The organism is Candidatus Proelusimicrobium excrementi (assembly GCF_937881865.1).
Taxonomy (GTDB): Bacteria; Elusimicrobiota; Elusimicrobia; order Elusimicrobiales; family Elusimicrobiaceae; genus Proelusimicrobium; species Proelusimicrobium excrementi.
Map to the genome: position 1 here is coordinate 1 of NZ_CALGEO010000060.1, position 7,894 is coordinate 7,894.

The window sequence follows — 7,894 nt, forward strand, 5'->3', positions numbered from 1 at the left end:
CTGTTTGCTTTCGCGAAGTTAAACTCTGTTAGATAATAAATTGCTGCCCCAAAACTTGTGACATTTCAACAAAACCGATAACAAGCCGCTCTTGCGGCACCAACGGCACTCAAACAAGAAGTGTAACCTGTAATACTTCTACGGGAGAATGGGTTGAAGGGGCTTGGGGAACTTGTGAGGAACAGGTTTGCACTCCCGGCGAAGTGGAGCCATGCCCTACGAATTGTTATCAGAGGAGGACTTGCAACGCTGACGGTACGGCTTGGAGTTCTTGCGCCTGTGAAAATCGCGATGAAATTTTTAGAATAATAAATACTTATCAAAATGTAACCCAGTCTACAATTACTTGTGAAGCTCATTGCTGCTGCAGCGGACACACCCCTGTTTCCAATATGTATAACAAATATTTGAACCAAAAAGTGGGAACGGGCTGCCTTGGAGAAAACGGATCATACGAGTATTATTGCGCTTGCCAGGAAAAAGGTTCCTCTTCCCCATCGTCGGGTTATACCGGAACGCAAAGCCAATGCTTATAGGGAAATAAGATTTACCGGGATAAAACCCGGCTCTCAACTAACCGCCCCGCTTTGGCTTAGGCTAAAGCGGGGTTTTTAATTTTAACACGCATAAGTTAAAAGAAGAAAGTTTATCTTGCCATAGGTTTGGTAATCGGCATGGCCCGCCTTGGTTTAAGGCCGTCTTGTTCGGTAGTTACCCAGCGTTTCAGAGTGAAAAACGCCGTTCCCGCGGTGCAGGCTATCGCGCTTATTATCAGCCATGGTAGTGGGGGATAAACCGGGCTTAATTTTTGCATCATTATACCGGCTAAGAATATCCCCATGGAAACACCCGCTTGATTGGAAAGAACATAAAGGCCCAAAAAGCGTCCTCTTTTATTATCCGGCGCGATATTAGAGGCTAAAGAATGGCCCGCCGGCAGAACCAGCATTTCGCCCAAAGCGGCTAAAACCATACCGATAATAAGAGTATAAAAACCGACGGCGAAACCTACCGAACCGTAGCCTAATGCATATAAAAAACATCCCAAAGCCAAAGCGGCGGTAAGGCGCATTTTGGATATTAATTTTGAAGCCTGATATTGCAAAAGTACCACGGACATTCCCTGTATCGAAAACAACATCCCTACGCCGTTTTCCGTAAGCCCCAAACATTTTACGGCGTGCAAAGAAAGCCCTACAACCAATTGGGCGGAAACTATGGAAATTAAAAAATTATAAAAGCATAAACGGGAAAGATTCGCGTCTTTAAGTTCCCCAAACATTTTTATGAAATGGCTTTTGCGGCGCAAGGTTTTTTTAAGCGCGTCTTTAATGTAAATGTTTAGGTAAAGCATGGATATAAAGAATGTTGCCGCCGTCATAAAAAAGCCGAGCGAATAAGATATATTGGCCAAAAAACCGCCCATGGCCGGGCCGCAGGTCCAGCCGAGGTTTATGCCGATTCTTATATAACCGAAAGCTTTTACGCGCTCGGCGTTATTGGTGTTGTCCGCTATCCAGGCGTTGGAGGCGGGGCGGAAGAAAGCCCCCAAAAAACTGCCGGCGAAGTGGAACAGCATTGTTACGGCGTAGTGCGCGTCAAAAAATATTGAAGCGGCTATGGCCAGCATGGAAAGCGACCTTAAAAACAAAGAAACCACCATAACCTTCTTGCGCCCGAAGTTATCGGAAACTTCCCCGCTTATCGCGCTTGCCGCCGCCGTAGTCAGCATGGCCGCCGCCAGCATTATGCCGATAAGGCCGGGTTCCACATGCTTTTGAGTGGTAAGATATATGGTTAAAAAGGGTATGCTTAAAGCGTAGCCAAAAGCTATAAGGCCGTTGGCCGCGGCTATGATTACAAGGCTTTTCGTCTTTTCCGTCATATAAATATTTTACTATTTTGTAAGAAAGAGGGGGTTGATAAAGTTCAAAATTTTGCCAATTTCACAAAATTTTGATAAAATAGTCAAGAGGCATATTTGATATGGGCCAAAATTTCGGCTATTTTAACAATTATTCGCGTATTCTTAAAGAGGTTCGCGCCATAGCCTCGGAACAAGGCCGAAACCCCGACGCGGTGCGGCTGCTTGCGGTAACCAAATACGCTTCCGCGGAACAAATAGCGGATTTGCTTAAAGGCGGCGTTAATTTGGTGGCCGAATCAAGACTTAAGGAAAGTTTGGAAAAATGGCGCTCTCCGCTTCTTAAAGATTATAAAGTAAAAAAATTTTTTATAGGCCGTTTGCAAACAAATAAAGCGGCTAAAGTCGTTGAAAATTTTGATTGTATATGTTCTTTGGATTCTCTGCATTTGGCGCAGGCCGTTGAAAGGCACGCCGCCCAATTGGGCCGCATAGTTGATTGCTTCGTGCAAATAAAACTGACGGATAGGGAAACGCAGGGCGGGATATCTCCGGAAAAGGCCGGGCCGTTTATAGAAACGCTCAGAAAAGATTTTAAACATATTGCCCTTAAGGGGCTCATGGCCATAGCCCCGGATACTGATGACGAAGAACTGCTTAGAAGCTGTTTTAAAAAGGCCAAAAAGATTTTTGACGTTTATTTTAAGCCGGAAGACAGCCTTTCTTTAGGCATGAGCGGGGATTATAAAGTAGCAGTCGCCGAGGGATCGAATTTGCCCAGGATAGGCAGTGCTGTTTTTAAATAGATTTGGAAGGAGGAAAGCATGATAATAAAAGTGCGTGTTATTTCCACTGCGGGGGATAATGAAGTCGTAAGCAGGATAGGCAGCGTTTTGCGCGTTAAAGTGAAAACCAAAAAATTAGACAGCGAAGCCAACGACATCCTTAAATATTTTATGGCCGATTTCTTTTCCGTCACTGAAGAAGACATAAACATCATTAAAGGCAATAAAGGCAAAGAAAAAACGGTAGAAGTGCGCGGGAAGAGCGAAGAAGCCCTTAAAAAGGTAATGGACGCGATTCCGTAAATTTTGATTTACAATGTTTAGGCGGCTTTTATGGGGTTATCCTGGAGGGTAGTTCCGTATTGGCCGCCTTTGTGTTTTTTCGTCAGTCGGATACTGCGCCGCCTTTGGCGGCATCACTCTTAGTATACCTCCTTCCTCAAAAATATAAATCAGGTCCAAATCCGTAAGCCCACGCCGGTTACATTATCTCACGCTGAAATTCCACGTCTATTTCATTCTCTAATATCCATTCAATGCAGTCAGACTTTGCCCGACAGAGAACCTTCTTATTAACGTCAGGCGGCGCCTGCCCTACAATTTTATCTATCCATTTGTTTTTATTGTAATACTTCTTTTTTGTCGTGTTGTAGATCATGGAAGTTTAAAAGATAATATAGGGGGCGGTTTCAACTCAGGCAGTTTAAATAAACTGCTGCCTTTCCTTAAACTAACCGTAATCATACAAGTGGTAAAGGCTGAAAAGGACTGCGCCGGTTAAAGACGCAGTCCTTTAAATATAATGCCGGCGACTGGGCTTGAATAAACATTTGCCCGGGAACTTGCCGTTAAGCAAAGTTTTGCAAAATCAAACTCTAAATTTGTTTCTGAATCCGCGTTCCATTTCTCTGGATAAATCTTTCTTTTTCAATGTTTCGCGTTTATCGTAAAGCTTTTTGCCTTTGGCCAAAGCTATTTTCAGTTTTGCCCAGCCGTTTTTAAGGTAAAGCTCCAGCGGAATCACGGTTTGGCCTTTTATTTCTTTGGCGGCGGTAAGCTTGTTGATTTCTTTCCTGTGCAAAAGCAGTCTTCTTGTTCTGGTGGGGTCTACCGCGGTGTGAGTGTTAAAGGAATAAGGCTTTATGTGCATATTAAAAATATATGCCTGATTGTTTTCCAATTTGACGAAAGAAGCCTCAAGGCTGCAGTCCTTAAGCCTTAAGGACTTAATTTCAGAGCCTAAAAGTTCCAAACCGGCCTCAAAACTTTCAAGTATAAAATACTCGTGGAAAGCTTTGCGGTTGGTCGCTATCGTTTCAACGCCTTTTTTCCTTGCCATAAAAATGATTTTAGCAAATTTGCGCGTCAGTTGATATTCGATTAATTTAATTGTAAAAAAACGCCAAATATAATAAAATACATAAAGATGGGCGGGTGGCGGAATTGGCAGACGCGTACGGCTCAGGACCGTATGTCCGAAAGGACTTAAGGGTTCAAATCCCTTTCCGCCCATTTATCTTTTCGCGGAATCCTCAAACAGCCGCAGCGGGTGTGAAGATGTACACAGTAAATAAAAATGCAAGAAAACGGTTCACGCCTATCAGAAGCAAACGTCAAAAAGCTCTAAGGCTGAGGAAATTCATTATAATTTTAGTTTCGATAGTTCTGCTTGTTGGGGCGTTTTTTGCGCTTAAAAAAGCGGCCGGCCTGATTTTTAACGCCGATGCGCGTCCCTCTTGGCTGGAATGGCATGTTAAGAAAATTAATATTTCCGGGGAGGAAGGCGACGTTATTTATGAAGTCGAAAAATATATTTCCTTTAACGAGGGCGACGCCGTAACCCACGCGGACGCCGCCGGGCTTGAAAGAATACTCGGCCGTAATCTTAAAGAATTAAAATCTGTCAGCGTGTGGCGCAATTTCTTTAACGGGAGCCTTAATATAAAGATAAAAAAGCATACGCCTTTCGCGCGGCTTAAAACGCCGTCCAAAACATACTTGATTGAGGAAGGCGGACTTGTGTTTAATGACGATAAAACGCCCATAAATCCGCCGCTTTTTGAAGTTTCCCTGCGCGGACAAATAAAAGCTGAACTTTTGCCTAAAGAATTTGTAGAATTAATAAAAGCCCTTAAAGCCTCCGCGTCTTTGGATATTAAGGAAGCCTCAGTTGATTTGGAAGATTCTTCCTTTAATCTCAAACTCAAAAGCGGTTTTGCGGATATGGGGGGCATTAAGGACGGCCCGAAGAAACTCGGGCGGCTTAAAAGCGTTTTGGCGGAAGCCGAAAGACGCGGGTTCAAAGAACCTTATGATATAAATTTCAATTATTTTGACGACGGGAAAATCTATCTTAAATCCACTACGTGAAGGTGTACAGTTAATATGGCGAAGACGAATTTAATAGCAGCACTCGATATAGGCAGCGGCAAAGTTACGGCTGTGGCCGCCGCTTATGACGCTGAAACCAATTCCCTCAGGGTTGTGGCCGGCAAAAGCGTGCCGTGCCGCGGCCTTAAAAAGGGCATGGTCAGCGATATAAGGGAAGCTTCCTCCTCCATAACGGAAGCGATAAATTACATTGAAGAAAAGGCCGAACAGGATATAAACGCTTTGTACGTCGCTTTGCGCGGCGACCATTTGGAATCTTTTACCAATCACGGGACTTATAACATCTCGCGCGCGAACAAGGAAATTACCTCCGAAGATATAGAGCAGGCTATTTCAAACGCGCGTTCCGTTCCCATAAAGATTGACAACGAGATTATCAGCGTTGTTCCGCAAGGGTTTTCAATAGACCGCAAAGGCGGCATAACCAACCCGGAAGGCATGGACGGTTCCTTACTGGAGGTGGACGTTCACATCACCACGGGTTTAAGTTCCTGCGTGAATAACCTTATGAAAGCCATTATGCGCCCCGGCTTTAGGGTCGACGGCAAGTTTTACGGCTTGGTGTGTTTGGCGGAATGCGTCCTTTCCCCGGAGGAAAAGGAAAGCTATTGCCTTATAATCGATTTGGGCGGGGAAACGATTTCCGTCGGCATTTGGGCGGAAGGCGCTTTGATTTTTGCAAAGGATTTCCCTTTCGGCTGCGACGTTTTCACCAGGGATATAATCAACGCCCTGCATACGCCGAAAGCCAGCGCGACGGAAATAAAAGAACGCTACGGCGTTGCTTATCCGGCTTATTTGGAGGAAGAAACCACAATAGAAGTGCCTTCAATGGACGGAAAGAACTCTTCCGAAATCAAAAAAAGCTATTTGCTTGATATCATCCAGCCGCGCGCCGAGGAACTTTTTGAAACTATACGCGAAAGCATAGAAAAAGCCGGTTTCGGCGATTTCCTTAAAGAAGGCTACGCCGTACTTACCGGCGGCGGTTCTTTAATGCCGGGCATTGAAGCGCAATGCTGCCAGACTTTGGGCCTTAAAGAAGCCCACAAAGCGACGGTTCAGCGCGATATAATCGACGCGGAAGAAAAATATTTTGACCCTATGTATACGACCGCTTTATCCTTGGCGGCCTACGCGGCGCGCAGGGAGATGATTGCCGAAGAGCATGGCGGCGATCTTGCCAGCAGATCTCCCATATTAAAATTTTTCAACATGCTCAAAAATTCAAACATTTTTGGCGGTTAATTTATGAGCGACACTTCTTTAGATTCTTTGTTTTCTTCGGCCGAGCAGTTTGAAGGCAAGCTTGCCAAGATAAAATGCGTAGGCGTCGGCGGCGGCGGCGGAAACGCCATAAACCACATGATGGACGCCGGTATAGACAATGTCGATTTTGTGGCTATTAATACCGACGCGCAGGACTTAAGACGCAACAAAGCGCCGTATTTGGTGCAAGTCGGCGAGAAAGTTACAAAAGGCCTCGGCGTCGGTGGGGACCCGAAACGCGGCAAAAAAGCGGCCGAAGAATCCATAGAACAGCTGCGCAACGTCGTCAGCGATACGGATTTGCTTTTTATTACGGCCGGCATGGGCGGCGGCACGGGTACGGGTGTCGCGCCGGAGCTTGCCCGCGTAGCCAAAGAAACTTACGGGGACAATATTTTGGTCGTCGGGGTTGTAACCAGGCCTTTTAATTTTGAGGGATATATCCGCGCCGATCAGGCCGATAAAGGCATTAAGGAACTTCAGCAATATGTTGACTCCATGATAATTGTCCCTAATGAAAGACTCTTTGAAAATATAGATTCCAAAACCACCACCAAAGAAGCCTTTAAAATGGTGGATGAAGTTCTGCTTCAGGCCGTTAAAGGAATATCGGAAGTCATTTTAAGGCCCGGCGAGATGAACATTGACTATAACGACCTTAAAACCGTTATGCTTAAATCGGGGCGTTCTCTTATAGGCATGGGGCAGGCGAAAGGCCCCAAACGCCATTTGGAAGCCGCGCGTCAGGCTTTGACTTCGCCTTTGCTGGAAAACGCCGATATTACCGGCGCAAAAGGCTTTATAGTCTTTTTCAGCGCGCCGGACGATATTACCATGACGGAACAAGGCGACGTTATGAATATAATCCGCCAGTACGCCAGCAACGAATCCAAAGTTATGTTCGGGCATATGTACGATAAAAACCTGCCGGAAGGGACTTTCAGCGTTACGGTTATAGCGACGGGTTTCGCCAGGGAAGGCGCGCCCAGGTTAAGTACGGTAAGGTCTTCCCTTACCGGCGCGGCCGACGCTCCGCACGAAACAAGCCGCCACATACCTTTGCAGCATATTTCTCCGCGTCCGGCCAACCGCACTCCGCGCAGTTCCGACGCTTTTGATTCCAGATCAGATTTTATGCTTATCCCTGCGTTTATAAGGCGCAGGAGGGAGGGAAAGTAATATGGCCATAGGTCTTACCACACTGCTTAAAACGGTAGTTGACAATAAAGCCAGCGGTCTTCATATAAGGGGAAACTCAAACGCTTATGTTCGCATAAACACGAAGATAAGGGAAATTGAAGATTGCTTTCTTACCAACGACGACGTAAAAAAAATCGCGGCGGCCATTATGGGCGAACGCGAAAAGAAAATGTTTGAACAGAACTTGAGCGTGGACTTCGCTCTTGACGCCAAAGAATACGGGCGCTTCAGGTTCAACGTGTTCAGACAGTCCGGGAAAATGTGTATGGCCATACGTCATATACCTTTGAAAATCCCTTCTTTCGAGCAGCTTAATCTGCCGGGCGAAACGCTTAAAAAAATAGCCGATAATCACCGCGGCATAATTTTGGTTACGGGTATGACG

The 7,894-nt window shown here is 45.6% G+C and carries 7 protein-coding genes, 1 tRNA gene and 1 pseudogene; 7 read left to right on the top strand and 2 right to left on the bottom strand.

Annotated features, from left to right (window positions below; translation table 11 throughout):
- Positions 1–646 precede the first annotated feature (646 nt).
- Entirely contained in the window at positions 647–1,885 is a 1,239-nt protein-coding gene (locus tag ACQY26_RS03050; protein ID WP_428047621.1) for an MFS transporter, read from the bottom strand.
- A gap of 101 nt (positions 1,886–1,986) precedes the next feature.
- Here ACQY26_RS03050 and ACQY26_RS03055 point away from each other — a divergent pair, with 101 nt between their 5' ends.
- Complete coding sequence (locus tag ACQY26_RS03055; protein ID WP_428047623.1) at positions 1,987–2,670, top strand: YggS family pyridoxal phosphate-dependent enzyme; 684 nt, start codon at positions 1,987–1,989, stop codon at positions 2,668–2,670.
- Between the two features lie 18 nt (positions 2,671–2,688).
- Positions 2,689–2,952 (top strand): DUF167 domain-containing protein, encoded by a 264-nt coding sequence (locus tag ACQY26_RS03060; RefSeq protein ID WP_428047624.1) that lies wholly within the window; start codon positions 2,689–2,691, stop codon positions 2,950–2,952.
- Positions 2,953–3,517: 565 nt separating this feature from the next.
- On the opposite strand, the gene smpB is transcribed toward ACQY26_RS03060, so the two are convergent.
- Positions 3,518–3,988, bottom strand: coding sequence for an SsrA-binding protein SmpB (gene smpB, locus ACQY26_RS03065; RefSeq protein ID WP_428047625.1), 471 nt, complete (start codon positions 3,986–3,988; stop codon positions 3,518–3,520).
- Positions 3,989–4,077: 89 nt separating this feature from the next.
- Between smpB and ACQY26_RS03070 the strand changes: the two genes are divergently transcribed.
- The 5 genes and pseudogenes from ACQY26_RS03070 to ACQY26_RS03090 all read left to right on the top strand — a co-directional run.
- Positions 4,078–4,161, top strand: a tRNA-Leu gene (locus tag ACQY26_RS03070).
- A 45-nt stretch (positions 4,162–4,206) separates the two neighbouring features.
- Positions 4,207–5,019: a cell division protein FtsQ/DivIB gene (locus ACQY26_RS03075; RefSeq protein ID WP_428047626.1), complete on the top strand. Its 813-nt coding sequence runs from the start codon at positions 4,207–4,209 to the stop codon at positions 5,017–5,019.
- Between the two features lie 15 nt (positions 5,020–5,034).
- The gene (gene ftsA, locus ACQY26_RS03080) at positions 5,035–6,288 is read left to right on the top strand and encodes a cell division protein FtsA (protein WP_428047627.1); all 1,254 of its coding nucleotides are present in this window, start codon (positions 5,035–5,037) and stop codon (positions 6,286–6,288) included.
- A 3-nt stretch (positions 6,289–6,291) separates the two neighbouring features.
- Positions 6,292–7,488: a cell division protein FtsZ gene (gene ftsZ / locus ACQY26_RS03085; protein ID WP_428047628.1), complete on the top strand. Its 1,197-nt coding sequence runs from the start codon at positions 6,292–6,294 to the stop codon at positions 7,486–7,488.
- A 1-nt stretch (position 7,489) separates the two neighbouring features.
- Positions 7,490–7,894: pseudogene (locus ACQY26_RS03090) on the top strand (type IV pili twitching motility protein PilT); the annotation flags it as partial.

Bases quoted from the DNA above. Each gene is read 5' to 3' on its own strand.
- ACQY26_RS03050 (WP_428047621.1), bottom strand. From the start codon at position 1,885: ATGACGGAAAAGACGAAAAGCCTTGTAATCATAGCCGCGGCCAACGGC.
- ftsA (WP_428047627.1), top strand. From the start codon at position 5,035: ATGGCGAAGACGAATTTAATAGCAGCACTCGATATAGGCAGCGGCAAA.
- ACQY26_RS03055 (WP_428047623.1), top strand. From the start codon at position 1,987: ATGGGCCAAAATTTCGGCTATTTTAACAATTATTCGCGTATTCTTAAA.
- smpB (WP_428047625.1), bottom strand. From the start codon at position 3,988: ATGGCAAGGAAAAAAGGCGTTGAAACGATAGCGACCAACCGCAAAGCT.
- ftsZ (WP_428047628.1), top strand. From the start codon at position 6,292: ATGAGCGACACTTCTTTAGATTCTTTGTTTTCTTCGGCCGAGCAGTTT.
- ACQY26_RS03060 (WP_428047624.1), top strand. From the start codon at position 2,689: ATGATAATAAAAGTGCGTGTTATTTCCACTGCGGGGGATAATGAAGTC.
- ACQY26_RS03075 (WP_428047626.1), top strand. From the start codon at position 4,207: ATGTACACAGTAAATAAAAATGCAAGAAAACGGTTCACGCCTATCAGA.